The organism is Halobacillus sp. AWM4_238 (assembly GCF_056158265.1).
Genome location: NZ_JBSWSY010000002.1, coordinates 2,430,811 through 2,448,677, shown reverse-complemented (window position 1 = coordinate 2,448,677; position 17,867 = coordinate 2,430,811). Strand labels below are relative to the sequence as shown.

Sequence of the window (17,867 nt, the reverse complement as noted above, 5' to 3'; positions counted from 1 at the left end):
ATATGACGATTTATCAAGACATTGAGCATCTGATTCAATATGGCCTGCACAAAAACATGATTTCGGTATGGGACGTCGATTACGTCCGGAACCGATTTTTTCATGTATTCAAGCTCGACGGGGCTTCTGTAGAGATTTCTCGTGAAGGCGAAGACTACACAACCCCCGTCGCCATCCTTGACCGCATGCTCGCTTATGCGGTTGAACAAAAGATTATCGAAGAAGATACCGTCACAGACAGGGACCTCTTTGATGCGAAAATCATGGATGTTCTCGTCCCCCGACCATCAGAAGTAAACAGGGATTTCTATTACAAATTAGAAAAAGAAGGACCAGAAGCAGCGACGGACTATTTTTATCAACTATCCAAGAGTTCGCATTACATCCGTACAGACCGCATCGCTAAAAACAAGCACTGGTACAGTCCGACAGAATATGGAGATTTAGAGATTACGATTAATCTCTCAAAACCCGAAAAAGATCCAAAAGCGATTGCAGCTGCGAAAGGGAAGAAACAAGCCTCTTATCCGGATTGTCTGTTGTGTAAAGAGAATGTCGGGTATGCCGGCAGGCTCGACCACCCGGCAAGGGACAACCACCGAATCATTCCGGTCGATCTTGAAGGTGAGCATTGGTTCCTGCAGTATTCGCCGTATGTGTATTATAACGAGCATGCGATCGTTTTATCACGGGAGCACCGTCCGATGAAGGTCTCCAAAGAAGGATTCGATCGTCTTCTTGATTTCACGGATCAACTGCCGCACTATTTTGTCGGCTCGAACGCCGATCTCCCTATTGTAGGCGGATCGATATTGAGTCACGATCATTTTCAGGGAGGCCACCATGAATTCCCGATGGCGAAAGCGCCGGTGGAAGAAACGTTTGATATTCCGAGATTCAAAGATATCGAGGCAGGGATTGTCCGCTGGCCGATGTCAGTCATTCGCCTGAGGGGCGAAGATCGTCACAGGGTTGCTGAACTCGGAGACGTGATTCTACAGTCGTGGAAAACGTATACGGACGAAAAAGTGGATGTTTTCTCAGAATCGGAGGGCGAACCTCATAATACGGTTACCCCGATCGCCCGCTACAGAGATGGACGCTATGAGCTTGATCTTGTCCTCAGAAACAACCGGACGGATGAAACCCATCCGATGGGAATTTTCCACCCTCATGAAGAAGTGCATCATATTAAAAAGGAAAATATCGGTTTGATTGAAGTCATGGGTCTTGCCGTGCTTCCAGGCCGACTCGTCAATGAGATGGAGTCGTTGAGCCGTTTTATCAAAGAAGGAAGACTAGACGCAGCTGCAGATGATGGGGATGTTGGAAAACATGTACCGTGGGCGAAGCAGATCGAGTGGGACACAACATCGGAACAAGCGGTTTGGGAACAGATGCAGGAAGAAATCGGCAGACGTTTTTCTACGGTTTTGGAACATGCAGGGGTGTTCAAACGTACAGAAGAAGGAAAGGAAGCATTCCGACGTTTCATGAAACAATTAGGATAAGGAGGCGGTGACCAATGGTCGATGTTTGCACGTACCAGAAGACGAAATTTAAGAGTCTGGATGCCGTTGTATTGGAAAATGAGAGTGTACGAGCGGTGATTTTGCCTGAATACGGGGGAAAGATGGTTAGTTTTTTTGATAAAGAAGCCGATTATGAATGGTTGTATCAGACTGATCGTCCGAACCTTGAAATCCCACCGTACGGAGCGGATTTTTCTAAGTACGATTCTAGTGGTTTTGACGAAATGTTCCCAGGGATTGATCAGGGTCCTCACCCGACCGATTGGAAGGAGATCCCGGATCACGGGGAAGTGTGGGCGCTGCCGTGGGAATATAAAGCGACACATGACGGAGTCTCGCTTGAGGTGCACAGTCCTGAATTTCCATATGCGCTGAAAAAGAAGATCTGCCTTCATGGTGCTGATTTGACGATCAAGTATGAGGCGGTCAACAAAAGTGATGAGCCGTTTCCATTCATTTGGACGCCACATGCGCTACTGAATCTTGATGAACATACAGCCATCGAAGTGCCTGATGATTTGAAGCAGGTGATGAATGTTGAAAAAGGAACCCAGCATCTTGGCGCCTGGGGAACAACCCATGCTTATCCGGAAACAAAGTCAGAGAAAACAGGTCACACCATCGACCTCAGCCAGCTGGAGCCGATGGAAGAAGGAACGGCTGAGAAATTCTATTTCACTGAGCCGCTTTCTCATGGTTGGTGCGCTCTCGTCCAGCCTAACTTGAACAGAAAATTGACGTATCGTTTTCCTGAAAATAAAGTGCCGTATCTCGGCGTATGGAAGACGCGCGGCGGTTACCGTGGAGAGCATAACATTGCATTAGAACCTTGCACCGGCGTATACGACGATGTGTACCTTGCTGAAAAAATCGGCAAAGTATCCTATATCCCGGCTCAGGGGTCCTACAAGTGGACATTGAACATCGAGACAGGAGGCTTATAAATGACATATTTAGGTGTCGATTACTATCCGGAACATTGGCCGGAACAAATGATGGAAGAAGACATTCAAGGCATAAAAGACATGGGGGCAAACATCGTACGGATCGGGGAATTCGCTTGGCATCTGATGGAGAAGGAAGAAGGCGCATTCGACTTTTCCTACTTTGATCGTGTCATTGAAAAAGTGAAGCAGAATGGCCTGGATGTCATGTTCGGGACACCGACAGCAACATTCCCAGCCTGGCTCGCTCAAAAACACCCATCCATTTTGTCTGAAGATGAAAACGGTAACACGAGGGTGTTTGGCGGACGTCGTCAATACTGCTTCAACTCTGACAAGTACCGTCAGTATGCTGCGGGTATTACGGAAAAACTTGTTCAGCATTATAAAGATGAAGAAGCGATCGTTTCCTGGCAGATCGACAATGAATTCGGCCATGAAGGGAGCGACATGTGTTACTGTGATCAGTGCCATAGCGCGTTTCATCAGTATTTGGAAAACAAATACGAAAGCGTCGATCAGCTTAATGATGAGTGGGGAACGATTTTCTGGGGCCAGACGTATAACGACTTTTCTGAGGTCCCGATTCCAAAGCCAACGGTGACAACCCATAATCCGACGTTGAAGCTCGAATGGGCACGCTTCCGATCCGCTTCCGTCAACGAGTTCGCCCACCAAATGACAGCGATTGTGAATGAACACAAAGGCAGCCATCAAACCGTGACCACAAACGTGTCCGGCGGATTTTTCGATAAATGGTTTGACCACGAAGAAAACGTGAAGCAGATGGATTTCGTTTCCTATGATAACTACCCGGTCTGGGGTGGCCTCGAAAAACCGATTCCTCCAGAAGCGATTGCGATGACGCATGATTTCAACCGCGGCCTGCTTGATAAAAACTACTGGATCGTCGAAGAACTGATGGGAGCTCAGGGACATGATGTCATCGGTTACCTGCCACGGCCAAATCAGGCGAAAATGTGGTCGTATCAAGCGTTCGCGCATGGCTGTTCCAACATGCTGTATTTCCGCTGGAGAGGCATGACAAAGGGAGCGGAGCAGTTTTGTTACGGTGTCGTCGACCACGATAATGTATATGGACGCAAGTATAAAGAGGTACAGTCTCTTTTCGGAGAAATCAAAGAGCATGAAGAACTGCTGAATGCGGAGATCCAATCCGATATCGCGGTCCTTTATGATTACGACAACATCTGGTCCTGGCGTTCCCAAATCCAGAGCAAAGACTTCGATTTCAACGAAGAATTGCTCCGTTTGTATCGTCCGTTTTACCGGAAGAACACAAACATCGATGTCATACCGGCAAGCCGTGAACTCGGTACATACAAAGTCGTCCTGGTCCCTGTCATGCAGTTGATGGACGATGCACTCGCCAGTCGTCTCCGAACCTTTGCAGAAGAAGGAGGCACCGTCATCTTCTCCTACCGTGCCGGCTTGAAAGGTAAAGACAACAACATCCGCCTTGGCGAAGTTCTTCCAGGTCCAGTCCGGGACTTGATTGGAGCTCGCGTCGAAGAGATTGAATCCTTAACGGCCGAACACCAGTTGGAACTGCAAGGGGAAGGGGCGTTTGCGGATGTGCCCGCTCATATTTCCGTCTGGCGAGACCTCCTTGTTCCAGAACAAGCTGAGACACTGTATTCTTATCAGGATCAATTTTATAAAGAATACGCTGCCGTGACGAAGAACACGTTTGGAAAAGGAAACGTCTACTACGTCGGTGGTGGCTTGAGTGAAGAGGCTTTGGAGAAAATCGCTCAGGATGTAACAGATGAGTGCGGCATTGAAACAATAGAGTCCGATTGCGATGTGGAAGTATACCGCCGGGAAGTCGGAGGTTCCTCATACCTGTTCTTGATGAATCATAGCGATGAAGAAAAATCGTTCGGTGAAGAGAAACTTGGTTCATTTGAAAGCAGAATCGTGAAGGAATAAGGAAAGTGCAGGAGAAAGCTCCTGCACTTTTTTTGTTTGATCGAATATATACTTACAAAAACTGGTGTACCAGGTCATCCAGATTCTGGATGACCTGGTACACCAGAAAAAGGAAACTACAGGAACAGCAGTGCAACTGTGGTGGAGGCGATCAAGCCGAGGATGACGGGGATGAAGTTTTTTCGGACGAGGTCCATGACGGGGACGCCGCAGAATCCGGCGATTGCGATTAAGGATGACCAGGCGATGATCGTTCCGCCTCCTGTCCAGATCGATCCCATCTGCCCGATGGCAGCGAGGGTGGAAGCGTCGATGGTGCCGTTAGCGAGAGAGGCGGATAACGCGCCAGTCAGCGGTAGCCCCGAGAAACCAGAACCGTCCAACCCTGTAATGATTCCAATGATCAAAATACTAAAAGCGGTCAAAAAGGCGTTCTGGGGCAGAAAATCCTGGCTCGACTGGACAAGATCGAACAAGAAAGAAGGGGTCGATTCTGCAGGCAGAACAAGAATATCTTTGGCAAACTCCCCACTGCCAAGAAAGAAAAATCCGGCAATCGGAATGACCGGCCCCATCGCCTTGAACGCGAATACGAACCCTTCGGTAATGTGGGTACTCACATCATCCAGCGCTTTCTGTTTTCCAAAGGCAACACTTGAGAGCAACAACAAAACGACCGCGACGCCTCCGATAAAAGCCGCTCCGTTCCCTCCTTCAAATCCTCCCATCCGACCTGAACCGAGCTTGGTTGAAACCATGTGAATCATAACAGCAAGCATAGACAGCGGAACGAGAACAGCGAAAACTTTGCTCCAGATGGGAACGCGTGAACTTTTCGCTCCTTCTGTTTCTTTCAAACCCTGCATCTGGACAATCTCCTGTTGGTTCTCGGGATTGTCTTTGGAACGGAAACTTTTCCTATTGAAAAGGTACGCGAGACCAATCGCAACAAATCCTGTAACGACTGACAAAAGCAGTGCCTGATCCATCACGCTCGCCGTATCGATCCCTGCAGATTTGGCCGATAGCTCAGGTGCTACCTGGATAATGTAGTCGGACGACAGCGCCATCCCCTGTCCGGCAAGCGCCACAGCCATCGCAGCCACCAAAGCAGGCAAACCTGTCCGGATGGCAGCAGGGACGAGTAAGGCGCAAATGAGCGGCACAGCCGGGGTCGGCCAAAAGAACAGGGAGACAACATAGGTGACGCCGACGAGAATGAAAAACGACACATGACTGTTGACCATCACTTTTTGAATCGGTTGGATCATCATCGTGTCCGCCCCGAGGTCTTTCAAGGAACGTAACAAGGCAACCATAAAGGTGATGATCAAAAAGATATTGAACAATTCTTTTGCCGCCACAAGGTTGGCATTGAAGACGCCGACAAAACCACTGATCAAACTTCCATTAAACATCCAGGCAACCAGAAACGTACCGAGCAGCGTAGGGAGCACGACCCCTTTACGGAGAATCATCGTCAAGATGATAAGAAGAGTGAATAACCCATAAATCCAATGAGACATTGTCAATTCCATAAAAATGCCTCCTCTTTTTTACATAGGCTATTCAAGGAGTTCAGGAGGGGTGAAAAAAGGAACCGGGACTTTTGTCAAATATTGACCTTGCAATAAATATTCTGAACATTATAATGATTAGTATTATTTACTTTTTAGGGGGGATCATCAATGAAACAACAACTCACAAACATTTGGAAAGATTGGAGGCTCCATGCGGTTGTGCTTGCGATTGTTCTGGTTACAGAAATCATCGGCACGCACTCCTTCAACGTCGGTCCTGGTGTGGTACTTTTATTACCTATGCTTTATGCCATCATTATTGGTCTTGCTTTATTTTTCACACCAGTGATCAAAGAGAAGCAGTCGAAAAACGCGGAACCGATCATCGTTCTTGGCGTGACGGTTCTCATTGCGAAAATCGGAGTCATCATCGGCCCGGCGCTCCCGCAGATCATTGAGGCGGGTCCTGCATTACTATTACAGGAATTCGGGAACCTTGGTACGATCCTGATCGCACTGCCTGTAGCCGTGTGGCTCGGACTGAAACGCGAGAGTATTGGAATGGCCCACTCAGTCGCGCGTGAACCGAACGTTGGGTTAGTCATGGACAAGTATGGGTTCAACTCACCCGAAGGACGAGGAGTCATGGCGATTTACATATTCGGTACCGTGTTTGGAGCTGTTTTTATGGGGTTGATTTCAGGTTTTCTTGCTACATGGACACCGCTTCACCCGCTATCCTTCGCGATGGCATCTGGAATCGGCAGTGGAAGCATGATGGCAGCCGCCAGCGGCTCTCTTGTTGCAGCTTTTCCGGCAATGGAAAATGATATCCTCGCCTTTGCAGGAGCCAGTAACCTTTTATCCTTATCGACAGGGTTGTATATGAGCATTTTTATTGGACTGCCGCTTACCGAACGTCTTTATCAGCTCATGACATCGAAGAAAAAAGAAAATACAAGTGTAAGGAAAGGGGCGTAAACGATGCTGAAAAACATACAAGAATGGGTGCTTTTGCTGGGGATCTTCGGGGTTGTGGCGCTCATTGGAAACTGGGTCGGATATGAGATTCTTCCAACAGCCGCTATTCCGGGGATGCTCATCCTCATCGGCATCTGCCTGGCCGGATTAATTCTAGGCGACATCCTCCCAGGCTCGCTGCCAAGTATTGCTTATGTAGCGCTTGTCGGTGTCCTTCTTTCCATGCCGTGGATGCCGGGATCAGAGTATATTGTCTCCGCAACAAGCGAAGTTCAACTACTGGCCTTAACGACTCCGATCCTTGCTTATGCAGGAATCGCGATCGGCCGCTCCTGGACAGACTTTGTCAAACTGGGGTGGCGCAGCATTGTCGTTGCGGTTTGTGTCATGCTCGGCACCTTTTTAGGTTCCGCACTCATTGCAGAGGCGATCTTGAGATTCCAGGGAATTATATAACGGCCTAGCGCTATTCAACATCATAAAAAAAAGCCGCGGGAGCTCCGCGGCTTTTCTTATTACTTATGATTTTCACTAGGCACTTCACAGCCGTCTTCCGTACAAGCCGCTCCGCTTTCACTAGATAAATCTTCAAAAGCAGGCGTCTCTTCTTCTTCAGCAAAAGCTTTTTCAAGCCCCTGAACGAATACTTCCGTCGGCTGGGCACCGGAGACCGCATACTTTCGGTTGATGACGAAAAATGGAACACCCTGAACACCGATCTGCTGGGCTTCTGCTTCTTCACGGCGAACCGCTTCCGTATATTCAGAGCCTTCCAGGACAGAAGTCACGGCATCACGATCGAGACCGACTTCCACCGCAAGTTCTGTAATCGTTTCATGATCGCCTACATCTTTGCCGTCCGTCAAAACCGCCTTGAAAAAACGTTCAGCAAAGGCTTTGCCCAGTCCTTTTTCGTTCGCGAGCTGGGAAACACGATGGGCATCAAATGTGTTCGTCGGTACTACGGAATCAAAGTGGAAATCCAGTCCCACCATTTTGGCCTGCTCGGTCATGTTCTGCGTCATCTCACGTGCTTCGTCCATCGTCCGGCCGTATTTAACCGCAAGTTTTTCATGCATGTTTCGGCCTGTGTTGCGCTCGGCGTTTGGATCAAGTTCAAAGCTTTTATAAACGACATCCACCTGTTTGCCAGGAAAATGTTCGAGTGCCTCTTCTAGTCTTCTTTTTCCGATATAACAAAAAGGACAGACGAAATCTGACCAAATTTCTATTTTCATGGAGATCACCTCTTCTTTAGATTCCCTTCCATTTTACGATGCTTATCGCCGGAATTCCATGATTCTGTTTGAACGCCCCTTTGCGTATATATGGGAAAAAAGGAGGTTGGATTTTATGGGGATTACATTGATCAAAATTTCAACCATCTATTTTGCCATTGGAATCGCGATCGGATATTACATGTCGAGTGCCCATGATTATACCCTTACACCTGTTCACGTCCACATCAACTTACTCGGATGGACTGCACTTACGCTTGCAGGTATTTTGTATCATCTTTTTCCATCACTTGCAAAATCGTTATCTGGAAAAATCCATTTCTGGCTCCATAACATCGGACTCCCGGTAATGATGATCGGACTGTTTTTCGTCGTCGTTTCTGAAAACGAAGCGTTGCTGCCACTTGTTGCTACCGGCGCAACCGTGACATCCCTCGGCATTTTTTCATTTGTGTTCAATGTCTTAAAAAATTTAAAAGCTTCCTGACACCACATCCCTCCCCGCTTCGATTATAGAATCAGGGAGGGATGTTTAATGATTACATTAGAAACGTTGAAACAACGCAGCCTGAACAAAATGGGAAACGTCCAAACGATTGTGAAGGAAAAGGCGTGGAAAATGATTGAGCAAGCCTATAAAGATGGGATTCTTGTTCAAATCTCCTCAGGTCATCGCACTTATGAGGAGCAGGCCCATTTGTATGGACAAGGCCGTCCGGATTACTACTGGAAAGGCAAAAGGTACGGACACAGCGGCAACATCGTCACCTATGCCAAACCAGGGAGTAGCAACCATCACAGCGGGCGGGCAATCGACTTTTTCCTACTTAGTTCAGATGGAAAAAGAGCACTGTGGACGGTGAATCAGGACTGGCGGTACGTAGCATCCATCGCAAAATCTCTAGGTTTCCAGTGGGGCGGGGATTGGTCGAGTTTTAAAGATTATGCCCATCTTGAATGGCCTGAAAAATCACGCAATGTCAGTGATCTTCAGATGAAGCTACAGAATTTAGGGTACCAGCCAGGACCCGTTGATGGCATGTATGGACCGCGAACAAAGCGTGCCGTCGTAGCTTTTCAGCATCAGGAAGGGTTGGAAGTGGATGGGAGTGCAGGTCCTTTGACGACAGACAGGCTCAACGCTCGCACCTATCCGGGCTCTCCTATCCACTTCGGTGCCAAAGGCCCTGTCGTCAAACGAATCCAGCGAGCGGTCGGAACAGCGGATGACGGTCATTTCGGCCCATTAACAGAAGCCGCCGTCTGTACCTTTCAGCAGCAACACCACCTTGAGGTCGACGGCATCGTAGGTCCTAAAACATGGCGTGAATTGTTTGGTTACCAGCATCCATCCTAGGGTGCTGGTTTTTAGTTGAAAAGGAACAAATCCTCGAAATATGTCTAGTCACATTGTACCTGTTGACAAATAATGAGAATTTTAGAATAATACAAGTTGTAATATTCAGTTAAATCTAAATATTCTTAAAAATTTTTGAGCGCGTATGTTAACGCTTACACAAAGGAGGGTAGAGCGTTGCTGATTCCGATCATTCTTTCTGTCATTACCGTGCTTTCTGTCGTTTTCGCACTGAAAAAGAAACGGCCGTTTTTACTGGCTGTTCCGTTCATCGCGCTGTTTGGTGTTGCACTCATCAAGGTCATCATGGTTCCGATGCCGTTTTGGGAAACGGTGCAATTCATTTTTAACTTAAAAGGATAAAAGGAAGGGAGGTGAACCATGTGAAAAAGATGGATCCAGAGAAGGCGAAAGCCTATTTCCGTTTACGTACCACATTGATTATCATCTATCTTGCCATTGGAGCTGTTGTATCTTTTGGTGTTGTTCTTTTTGCCGAAAGTCTTCAGTCCTTTACAGTGATGGGGATTCCGCTTCCGTATTATATGGGAGCGCAAGGCGCCATCGTTACCTTCATTGCACTCCTTTTTTTCAATGCCATCATCAGTGATATCGTCGATAAAAAATTCGGATTAATTCCAAAAGATGATTCCGACCAAAATCAAGCCGTTAACCAATAGGATAGGGGGAGAAATATGGACGCACAGTTTATGGTCTCCCTTGCTTTAATTGTTGCTACTTTTGCATTGTACATAGGGATTGCTGTCTACAATAAAGCAAGGGCTACATCAGATTTCTACGTTGCCGGCCGTGGGGTACCGCCCGTCTTCAATGGGATGGCGATCGGAGCCGATTGGATGAGTGCAGCTTCATTCATTGGACTCGCAGGTACGGTCATGATTCTTGGATACGATGGACTCGCATACATTATGGGATGGACAGGCGGTTATTTGCTGCTTACGTTCCTTTTAGCTCCACAGTTAAGAAAATATGGACGGTACACGGTGCCTGAATTCATCGGGGACCGCTACCGCAGCAACGCCGCACGATTGATTGCAGCTGTAGCCACAATCATCATCAGCTTCACTTATTCCGTAGGACAACTGTCTGGATCAGGAGTTGTCATCGGGCGACTGTTTGAAGTGGATACGGTTATCGGAACATTGATTGGGGTTGTCCTAATCGCCTTCTACTCAGCGATGGGAGGAATGAAGGGAATTACGTGGACACAGGTAGCTCAGTACATCGTATTGATCATTGCTTACCTGATTCCAGTTATTTTCATGTCGATGCAGCTGACTCAAAACCCTGTGCCATGGCTTTCTTACGGTGATGTCGTGTCGGAAATGCGTGCGATCGATCAGGATTTGGGCATTTCTGAATACATTGTACCGTTTACAGAAGGGTCGAAATGGCAGTTCATCGCCTTGATGTTCACATTGACGGCGGGAACAGCTGGTCTGCCGCACGTCATCGTCCGCTTCTATACGGTTGCAACAATGAAAGCTGCGCGCTGGAGTGGCGCTTGGGCTTTGCTATTCATCGGACTGCTCTACTTGTCCGCACCTGCTTACGCCGCTTTTTCCCGTTTTATCTTAATGACGGAAGTGGCTGGTTCACAATTGAATAACTTGCCCGCTTGGACACAAGCCTGGGTCGACACAGGGAGGCTTTCCCTTGCCGACAATAATAGTGACGGCGTCCTGCAATGGTCGGAACTTGTGATCAGTAATGATATCGTCGTTATGGCAACACCGGAGATTGCAAACCTTGGCATCTTCGTCATCGGTTTGATGGCTGCCGGTGCGATGGCGGCTGCCTTATCGACGGCCGGTGGATTGATGATTGCCATTTCAGCAGCGTTGTCCCACGACATTTATTTCCGCTCCATCAATCCGAATGCGAGTGAGAAAAAACGTCTCTCGGTCGGACGCTGGTCAATCGTTCTTGCAACTGTCGCCGCAGGTTTGATCGCCTTGAACCCGCCAGGTGCCATCACACAGATCGTCGCATGGGCTTTTGCCTTGGCATCCGGATCGTTCTTCCCAGCTCTGCTTCTCGGGGTTTGGTGGAAGCGAGCCAATGGACCTGGGGTTATCGCAGGCTTGGTTGTCGGACTTTCTGTGACACTCGGGTATATCTTCGCAGCAAAATACGGTGGATTCACCATTCTAGGAATTATCGATACGGGGGCTGGAGTCTTCGGCGCGACAGCTGCTATTTTAGCCAACGTTGTTGTATCCCTGATGACAGCACCACCATCAAAACAAACCCAGGAAGAAGTCACAGACCTACGATACCCAGAACAAATCCACTACAAAGACGGAGAATACTGGCTCAAAGAAAACGTCAAATAATAATGGAAAAAACAGGTGTACCAGGTCATCCAATATTTGGATGACCTGGTACACCATTTATTTCCTATTCCATGCGATGAAGTTTTTCGAAGTCGGTTTGCAGTTTGGTTGAAACCGATTCGTACACTTCAAAGAGAGCTTTGTATTTCTTATGATTTTCAGCGTTTGGTTCGTAATGGTCCTTCATCGGAATGGAGGATTTGATGGAGGCAAGGCTATCAACATGACCGAGGCTGTACAACGCAACCCAGGCCGCTCCCCAGGCGGAACTCTGATGGCTCACCGGAAGATCGATCCGCTTGTTGAAAAGATCAGCAAGCATCTGAACCCACGTCTCTGACCGCGCAAATCCGCCGCTGGCATAAATTTTGTCATGCTTGTTCCCGAGACGCTCCAGAGCACTTCCAATATGTAAAATGGAAAACAGCACCCCTTCCATAGCGGCTCTTGTTATATGCGCTTTGCCGTGAGCAGGTGTCAGCCCGATGAACGATCCTTTCGCTTCCGCGTTCCAAAACGGCGCGCGTTCGCCATTCAAGTAAGGAAGGAAAATTAAATTCCCCGCACCAGCTTCCACTTCACTCGCAAGCTTCGTCAGTTCTTCTACTGGAATTTCATCCTCATTCGAAAACAGCTGCTGGACCCATTTCAACACAAGACCTCCGTTATTGGACGGTCCGCCTGTAATCCATAAATCATCCGTAAAGCTGTAAGAGAACACTTCCTGCTGATCATCAAGTAGCGGTTCACTGGAAAATTGGCGGATCGCGCCGCTTGTCCCAATGGTAATCGCCGTCTCGCCAGGCTGAATGGCTCCAATTCCGAGGTTCGCAAGCGGACCATCACTGCCACCGATGATAAACGGCGTTCCGGCATCCAACCCGGACTTTTCAGCGACCTCTGCGGCCATGCCTTTCATAGCATAGGTAGGCTCGACCGGTTGGAAAAGCTGCTCACGGTGGATACCAGCTAGAGCCAGTGTTTCTTCATCCCATTCGTTTTCGTGGATGTTGAAAAGACCAGTAGCTGAAGCAATCGAATAGTCGGCTACTTTTTCACCAAACCAGCGGTACAGTAAAAATTCTTTCACAGATACAAAGTAATCGGCTTTCTTCCATGGTTCGTACTGGTTGTTTTTCATCCATAACAGCTTCGATAACGGAGACATCGGATGCAGCGGTGTCCCTGTCCGCCTATACACATCGGAATGCTTTTCCTTCAATGTTGAGGCTTCGTTCGCACTGCGCGCATCCGCCCAAATGATCGACGGTGATAAGGGCACTCCTTTTTCATCCATACAAATGACCGAGTGCATGGCGGCTGAGATTCCGACACCGACAATCTCCTCACGTTCAATGGACCGCGTACTTAAATTCAGAGCTTCAAGCGCGGCTTCTTCCATTTGCAGCGGATCCTGTTCGGCATGACCGACGGCAGGGTGGGCGAGAGGGTAAGCCACTTCGTATTCAGCAGCAACCTCGCCATTTTTATGAAAAACGACGGATTTCGCACTCGTCGTTCCTAGGTCTAACCCAATCACATAACTCATAAATATAACTTCCTTTCTAGACACGCTTCCTTGATATAGCATCACGCATGCGCTGCGTAGCGGCTTGCGCTTGTTCCTTCTTCTTCACACTATAATTTACGAAAAGGGAATCGATCAGCGAGAGACCGGCGATTCTCGAGGCGAGCGCTTCTGATCGGAATTCCGTTTCCTCTGCGACCGTATATAAGGATAAATCGACGACTTTTGTCAGTGGGGATTTAGCGAAGTTCGTAATCGCAATCGTTCGTACGTTGTTTTCTTTAGCAACATCGACAATATCCAAGATATCCTGGTTCGACCCCGTATGGGAAATGACGACAGCCACATCACTTTCTCTCATTTGAGAGGCAGACATCAACTGTAAGTGCGTGTCCGGATATGCATGCGCTTCCATTCCTGTCCGAATAAATTTGTGCTGAGCATCCATCGCGAGGATGTTCGAGCCACCGCTTCCGAAAAAGAACACACGATCCGCTTCAATCAGACATTCCATCGCTTTTTTTAAAGATTGAGGGTTTTGAACATCACGGGATGTTTCCAACGCACGGATATTGGCTTGAAATACTTTTTCCGTAATCTCAAAATCCGTGTCCTCTTCCGATATCTTTTCATGGATATCCTGAATCGGATTGACGATTTCAGAGGCCAGCGCAATCTTCATTGCCTGGTAACCTTTAAAACCTAAGCGCTTACAAAATCTGAAAACGGTTGCATCTGCGACCATAAGATCGTCAGCGACCTGATTAATGGTAGAGTGAACGATCTCCTCTGTATTTTCCATAATGTAATCAGCGATCAGCTTCTCCTTTTCACTGAACTGCGTGTAAGAAGAACGGATTCTACTGATGACGTGTTTCGTTGGAGCTTCAATCATAGGAATTCCTCCTTCGAATTTGCAACTTGTTATTATTGTATATGAAATTTATTTCAAAAGAAAGAATACGATCAGTGAAATTTTTTTCTGGAAAACTATTGAACTAAAAAAGATTTATTGTATAATCGGAATTGTAGAAAATAATTTTCAAAGATTCCCTTCATTTTCTTTTTTTAGTAGTTCTTTGAAAGCGCTTCTAATTAAAGAGAGGAAGAGGTTGAAAAATTGGAGAGTATTTTCTTATGGAATCGATTTCTGCTTTTTTGGTCTTTGTTGAAAGCGATTACCAGAACAGGGATAGCAAATGAGCTTTGTGAAAAAATTTTACATACAAAGGAGAGAAAATTGAACATGAAGAAGTTATTTGGTTTATTGTCCATGGTTCTTTTGATTACGGTTTTAGCTGCATGTGGCAACGGCGGTGCAGAATCCAGCAGTGGCGAAGGTGAAAGCGCTTCAGGAGATGGCGGCGAAACAAAAACGATCAAAGCCGGGATTGGTCTGAACAGTGAACACCCTCAATACAAAGGTCTATTGAAGTTTAAAGAAATTGTAGAAGAAAAAACGGACGGCGCGATCACAGTGGATACATATCACAGCGGTCAGCTAGGTGACGACCGTACCATGACAGAAGCGCTTCAGCTTGGTACACAGGAAGTCGTTATTCCTTCCACAGCACCACTAGCGAACTTCGTACCGGAATTCAGCGTTTTCGATATTCCATTCCTATTCCCAAACGAACAAGTCGCGGACCAAGTATTAGATGGTGAAGTTGGACAGGAATTGCTGAAGAAGTTGGAAAGCCAGAATCTTGTCGGTCTATCGTATTGGGAAAATGGTTTCCGTGATCTTACAAACAGTGAACGCCCTGTGAAAACTGTCGATGATTTCGACGGTTTGAAAATCCGTACAATGGAAAATGATCTTCACCTGGAGGCCTTCAAAGCACTAGGAGCGAACCCTACTCCTATGGCATTTACAGAATTGTTCACAGCGATGCAGCAAGGAACTGTAGATGGTCAGGAAAATCCATATTCAACGATTTACCTGCAAAAGTTCTATGAAGTACAAGACTATGTATCTAACACACACCACATTTACAGCCCATGGGTATTCTTGATGAGTAAATCTTTCTATGATGGTCTGACAGAAGAACAGCAGAAGATTGTGAAAGATGCGGCAGTAGAAGCGGGACAGTATGAGCGTGAAATGAACCGTGAAGCCAACGATGAGTATTTGGAAAAACTTCAAGAAGAAGGCATGGAGTACACAGAAATTTCCGATGAAGCTCGTCAGGAAATGAAGGATGCCGTAGCTCCAGTTGTTGAAGAATACAAGAGCAAGATCGGTGAAGAGACAGTAAACAAAGTTTATAAAGCGATTGAAGAAGCGCAAAAATAATAGAATGACAGAGAGTACGCTGTAGCGAGACTGCAGCGTATTCTTCGCCATTCAGGGTCAGTTGAGGTGAAGAAAATGAACATCATTCGAGCGATCGACCGCAGATTAGAAGAAGTATTGCTCGTCATTTTCTCGACCATCATGGTCAGTGTCATTTTCCTGCAAGTCGTCATGCGTGTGTCAGGAAATTCATTGTCATGGTCAGAGGAACTCGGACGATACTGCTTCATTTGGTTAGTGTATATCGGAATCAGTTACGGAGTGAAAAAGCAGCGCCACATTAAAGTGGACGTCATGCTGCTCTTACTAAAAGGAAAAGCAAAATTGATGCTCGCCATCATTGCGAATCTACTATTCTTCGTTTTCAGTTTGTACGTTGTCGTCAACGGATACAGCATCGCTTCCCAGCTGCTGTCGTTCGGCCAGCAATCACCGGCCTTACATATACCAATGGGACTCGTTTATATGGCGACGCCAATCGGTTTTGCTTTAACAGCGATCCGTCTCGTACAAAACTTGATCGTACAGTTTAAAATGCTGTTTGGGAAAAAAGAACTCGACATCGACGATGAACGCGATCGTATGCAAAAGCAGGAAGGAGAGGATGAATCATGACAACAATCGTATTATTCGGGACGTTCGCCCTCTTCCTTCTGCTTAGTGTACCGATTGGAATCGCTCTCGGACTATCGACGCTTGCGACCATCTTCTACACCGGTGCTATCCCGGTTCAGTTTTTAATGAAGGAACTCGTCACATCTGTCGATTCATTTCCACTAATGGCCGTTCCATTTTTCATCTTAGCTGGTGAAATCATGGGGAAAGGCGGTATTTCTGAGAGACTGTTCAACTTCGCGAACGCCCTCGTTGGTAACAAAACGGGTGGATTTGCGATGGCAACCATCGTCACGTGTATGTTCTTTGCGGCGATTTCTGGTTCAGGACCAGCGACGGTTGCCGCGATCGGTGGAATCATGATTCCAGCGATGGTCAGACAAGGGTATGACAAAAAGTTCGCAACAGCTACTGTAGCTGCTGCGGGATCGATTGGTGTCATCATTCCTCCAAGTATTCCGATGGTCATTTACGGAGTCGTGGGTGGAGCATCAATTGGAGACATGTTCATCGCGGGAATTATCCCAGGATTTATTGTCGGTGGAGCACTTCTTGCTTGGGCGTACATTTATTCAAGACAACAAGGGTATAAAGGCTTGGCAGAAAAAACGTCCCTCGCAAACATTGGCAAAACGTTCTGGGAAGCCAAATGGGCGCTTGTCATTCCAGTCATCATCCTGGGCGGAATCTACGGCGGTATTTTCACGCCGACAGAAGCTGCAGTGATCGCGGTTGTTTACGGAATGATTGCAGGCTTGTTCCTGTATCGTGAACTTGGCATCAAAGACATGCCGAAAATCTTTGCTGACTCAGCATTGACGACAGCAACTGTTCTGATCATCGTTGGATCCGCAACTGCTTTCGGACGTCTGTTGACGATCGAGCAGATACCAACACAAGTGGCGAACTTCTTGTTGTCCATTTCAGAAAATGAGATCATTTTGATTCTATTGATCACATTGCTATTACTCATCGTCGGATGTTTCATGGATACGCTCGCAGCGATCATCATTTTGACGCCGATCCTGCTTCCGATTGCGGTAAACCTTGGTTACGATCCGATCCACTTCGGAATCATCATGGTCGTGAACCTGGCGATTGGTTTCATTACACCACCACTTGGCGTAAACTTGTTCGTCGGCTCAGGAATATCGGGACTGTCGATCGAGCAGCTGTCTCGAGCCATCATCCCGTACTTTTTCGCGATGATCTTCTCGTTACTGATGATCACGTTTATTCCAGAATTATCTCTATGGTTGATCAGCTTCGCTGACTGATGAAAAAGGACTGACCCTCCTTGGCGTCACCGAAATCCCTTGCTTTTAGGCAAGGGGTTTTTCGGTTTATGGAAGGATTGTGTAAGACTCGATTTCCAGGTGTTTCGAGGTTCGTTGCAGGGTTGAGCGTCAGGGGTGTTTGGGAAGCCACTCGCTTTCCAAACACCCCATTCAATAATGTTAGAAACGAACCCCTTTACCCTGGGAGAGTGTTTTCCACTACCAGAGAGTTGTATGCTTAATGCGCTCTATACCATGCTTTTGTGTTT

At 47.2% G+C, this 17,867-nt stretch carries 17 protein-coding genes; 13 read left to right on the top strand and 4 right to left on the bottom strand.

Translation table 11 applies throughout. The features are described from left to right. The first annotated feature begins 2 nt into the window (after nucleotides 1–2). Genes galT through ACXACN_RS12335 form a run of 3 tightly spaced genes read left to right on the top strand, consistent with a single transcriptional unit; the run spans nucleotide 3 to nucleotide 4,429 of the window. Nucleotides 3–1,511, top strand: coding sequence for a UDP-glucose--hexose-1-phosphate uridylyltransferase (galT, locus tag ACXACN_RS12345; protein WP_474964798.1), 1,509 nt, complete (start codon nucleotides 3–5; stop codon nucleotides 1,509–1,511). Between the two features lie 14 nt (nucleotides 1,512–1,525). After that, a complete protein-coding gene (locus tag ACXACN_RS12340) occupies nucleotides 1,526–2,476 on the top strand; it encodes an aldose epimerase family protein (protein ID WP_474964797.1) in 951 nt (316 codons plus the stop codon). Next, complete coding sequence (locus ACXACN_RS12335) at nucleotides 2,477–4,429, top strand: beta-galactosidase (protein ID WP_474964796.1); 1,953 nt, start codon at nucleotides 2,477–2,479, stop codon at nucleotides 4,427–4,429. A 116-nt stretch (nucleotides 4,430–4,545) separates the two neighbouring features. Here ACXACN_RS12335 and ACXACN_RS12330 read toward each other — a convergent pair whose 3' ends face one another. Continuing rightward, nucleotides 4,546–5,967 carry a hypothetical protein gene (locus ACXACN_RS12330; RefSeq protein WP_474964794.1) on the bottom strand — a complete coding sequence of 474 codons (1,422 nt, stop codon included), beginning with the start codon at nucleotides 5,965–5,967 and terminating at the stop codon, nucleotides 4,546–4,548. Between the two features lie 150 nt (nucleotides 5,968–6,117). Between ACXACN_RS12330 and ACXACN_RS12325 the strand changes: the two genes are divergently transcribed. Both ACXACN_RS12325 and ACXACN_RS12320 read left to right on the top strand, forming a co-directional pair. Continuing rightward, on the top strand, nucleotides 6,118–6,930 hold the full coding sequence (locus ACXACN_RS12325; RefSeq protein WP_474964793.1) for a DUF3100 domain-containing protein: 813 nt from the start codon (nucleotides 6,118–6,120) through the stop codon (nucleotides 6,928–6,930). Between the two features lie 3 nt (nucleotides 6,931–6,933). Further along, nucleotides 6,934–7,386, top strand: a complete 453-nt coding sequence (locus ACXACN_RS12320; protein ID WP_474964791.1) for a hypothetical protein — start codon at nucleotides 6,934–6,936, stop codon at nucleotides 7,384–7,386. Between the two features lie 59 nt (nucleotides 7,387–7,445). Here ACXACN_RS12320 and ACXACN_RS12315 read toward each other — a convergent pair whose 3' ends face one another. Continuing rightward, nucleotides 7,446–8,168 (bottom strand): DsbA family oxidoreductase, encoded by a 723-nt coding sequence (locus tag ACXACN_RS12315; protein ID WP_474964790.1) that lies wholly within the window; start codon nucleotides 8,166–8,168, stop codon nucleotides 7,446–7,448. Nucleotides 8,169–8,283: 115 nt separating this feature from the next. Between ACXACN_RS12315 and ACXACN_RS12310 the strand changes: the two genes are divergently transcribed. The 5 genes from ACXACN_RS12310 to ACXACN_RS12290 all read left to right on the top strand — a co-directional run bounded on the left by ACXACN_RS12310 (nucleotide 8,284) and on the right by ACXACN_RS12290 (nucleotide 11,882). Then, a complete protein-coding gene (locus tag ACXACN_RS12310; RefSeq protein ID WP_474964789.1) occupies nucleotides 8,284–8,655 on the top strand; it encodes a cytochrome-c oxidase in 372 nt (123 codons plus the stop codon). A 48-nt stretch (nucleotides 8,656–8,703) separates the two neighbouring features. Beyond that, nucleotides 8,704–9,525: a peptidoglycan-binding protein gene (locus ACXACN_RS12305; protein WP_474964787.1), complete on the top strand. Its 822-nt coding sequence runs from the start codon at nucleotides 8,704–8,706 to the stop codon at nucleotides 9,523–9,525. Between the two features lie 177 nt (nucleotides 9,526–9,702). Beyond that, nucleotides 9,703–9,888: a hypothetical protein gene (locus ACXACN_RS12300; protein WP_474964786.1), complete on the top strand. Its 186-nt coding sequence runs from the start codon at nucleotides 9,703–9,705 to the stop codon at nucleotides 9,886–9,888. Between the two features lie 20 nt (nucleotides 9,889–9,908). Next, nucleotides 9,909–10,205 carry a DUF4212 domain-containing protein gene (locus ACXACN_RS12295; RefSeq protein ID WP_474964784.1) on the top strand — a complete coding sequence of 99 codons (297 nt, stop codon included), beginning with the start codon at nucleotides 9,909–9,911 and terminating at the stop codon, nucleotides 10,203–10,205. 15 nt (nucleotides 10,206–10,220) lie between these two features. Then, on the top strand, nucleotides 10,221–11,882 hold the full coding sequence (locus ACXACN_RS12290) for a sodium:solute symporter family protein (RefSeq protein ID WP_474964783.1): 1,662 nt from the start codon (nucleotides 10,221–10,223) through the stop codon (nucleotides 11,880–11,882). A gap of 64 nt (nucleotides 11,883–11,946) precedes the next feature. On the opposite strand, the gene ACXACN_RS12285 is transcribed toward ACXACN_RS12290, so the two are convergent. Together ACXACN_RS12285 and ACXACN_RS12280 are read right to left on the bottom strand one after the other, a co-directional pair. After that, nucleotides 11,947–13,431 (bottom strand): gluconokinase, encoded by a 1,485-nt coding sequence (locus ACXACN_RS12285; RefSeq protein ID WP_474964781.1) that lies wholly within the window; start codon nucleotides 13,429–13,431, stop codon nucleotides 11,947–11,949. 16 nt (nucleotides 13,432–13,447) lie between these two features. Next, complete coding sequence (locus tag ACXACN_RS12280; RefSeq protein WP_474964780.1) at nucleotides 13,448–14,305, bottom strand: MurR/RpiR family transcriptional regulator; 858 nt, start codon at nucleotides 14,303–14,305, stop codon at nucleotides 13,448–13,450. A 351-nt stretch (nucleotides 14,306–14,656) separates the two neighbouring features. Between ACXACN_RS12280 and ACXACN_RS12275 the strand changes: the two genes are divergently transcribed. The 3 genes from ACXACN_RS12275 to ACXACN_RS12265 all read left to right on the top strand — a co-directional run bounded on the left by ACXACN_RS12275 (nucleotide 14,657) and on the right by ACXACN_RS12265 (nucleotide 17,598). Then, the gene (locus tag ACXACN_RS12275) at nucleotides 14,657–15,706 is read left to right on the top strand and encodes a DctP family TRAP transporter solute-binding subunit (protein ID WP_474964779.1); all 1,050 of its coding nucleotides are present in this window, start codon (nucleotides 14,657–14,659) and stop codon (nucleotides 15,704–15,706) included. 75 nt (nucleotides 15,707–15,781) lie between these two features. Further along, the gene (locus ACXACN_RS12270; protein WP_474964777.1) at nucleotides 15,782–16,321 is read left to right on the top strand and encodes a TRAP transporter small permease; all 540 of its coding nucleotides are present in this window, start codon (nucleotides 15,782–15,784) and stop codon (nucleotides 16,319–16,321) included. After that, nucleotides 16,318–17,598, top strand: a complete 1,281-nt coding sequence (locus ACXACN_RS12265; protein WP_474964776.1) for a TRAP transporter large permease — start codon at nucleotides 16,318–16,320, stop codon at nucleotides 17,596–17,598. Before ACXACN_RS12270 ends, ACXACN_RS12265 begins: the two co-directional genes overlap by 4 nt. Nucleotides 17,599–17,867: the final 269 nt, after the last annotated feature.

What these genes read in the sequence shown, in the direction of transcription:
- ACXACN_RS12280 (WP_474964780.1), bottom strand. Translation starts at nt 14,305, where the DNA reads ATGATTGAAGCTCCAACGAAACACGTCATCAGTAGAATCCGTTCTTCT.
- ACXACN_RS12305 (WP_474964787.1), top strand. Translation starts at nt 8,704, where the DNA reads ATGATTACATTAGAAACGTTGAAACAACGCAGCCTGAACAAAATGGGA.
- ACXACN_RS12335 (WP_474964796.1), top strand. Translation starts at nt 2,477, where the DNA reads ATGACATATTTAGGTGTCGATTACTATCCGGAACATTGGCCGGAACAA.
- ACXACN_RS12320 (WP_474964791.1), top strand. Translation starts at nt 6,934, where the DNA reads ATGCTGAAAAACATACAAGAATGGGTGCTTTTGCTGGGGATCTTCGGG.
- ACXACN_RS12325 (WP_474964793.1), top strand. Translation starts at nt 6,118, where the DNA reads ATGAAACAACAACTCACAAACATTTGGAAAGATTGGAGGCTCCATGCG.
- ACXACN_RS12265 (WP_474964776.1), top strand. Translation starts at nt 16,318, where the DNA reads ATGACAACAATCGTATTATTCGGGACGTTCGCCCTCTTCCTTCTGCTT.
- ACXACN_RS12310 (WP_474964789.1), top strand. Translation starts at nt 8,284, where the DNA reads ATGGGGATTACATTGATCAAAATTTCAACCATCTATTTTGCCATTGGA.
- ACXACN_RS12270 (WP_474964777.1), top strand. Translation starts at nt 15,782, where the DNA reads ATGAACATCATTCGAGCGATCGACCGCAGATTAGAAGAAGTATTGCTC.
- ACXACN_RS12315 (WP_474964790.1), bottom strand. Translation starts at nt 8,168, where the DNA reads ATGAAAATAGAAATTTGGTCAGATTTCGTCTGTCCTTTTTGTTATATC.
- ACXACN_RS12340 (WP_474964797.1), top strand. Translation starts at nt 1,526, where the DNA reads ATGGTCGATGTTTGCACGTACCAGAAGACGAAATTTAAGAGTCTGGAT.
- ACXACN_RS12330 (WP_474964794.1), bottom strand. Translation starts at nt 5,967, where the DNA reads ATGGAATTGACAATGTCTCATTGGATTTATGGGTTATTCACTCTTCTT.
- ACXACN_RS12285 (WP_474964781.1), bottom strand. Translation starts at nt 13,431, where the DNA reads ATGAGTTATGTGATTGGGTTAGACCTAGGAACGACGAGTGCGAAATCC.
- ACXACN_RS12290 (WP_474964783.1), top strand. Translation starts at nt 10,221, where the DNA reads ATGGACGCACAGTTTATGGTCTCCCTTGCTTTAATTGTTGCTACTTTT.
- ACXACN_RS12275 (WP_474964779.1), top strand. Translation starts at nt 14,657, where the DNA reads ATGAAGAAGTTATTTGGTTTATTGTCCATGGTTCTTTTGATTACGGTT.
- galT (WP_474964798.1), top strand. Translation starts at nt 3, where the DNA reads ATGACGATTTATCAAGACATTGAGCATCTGATTCAATATGGCCTGCAC.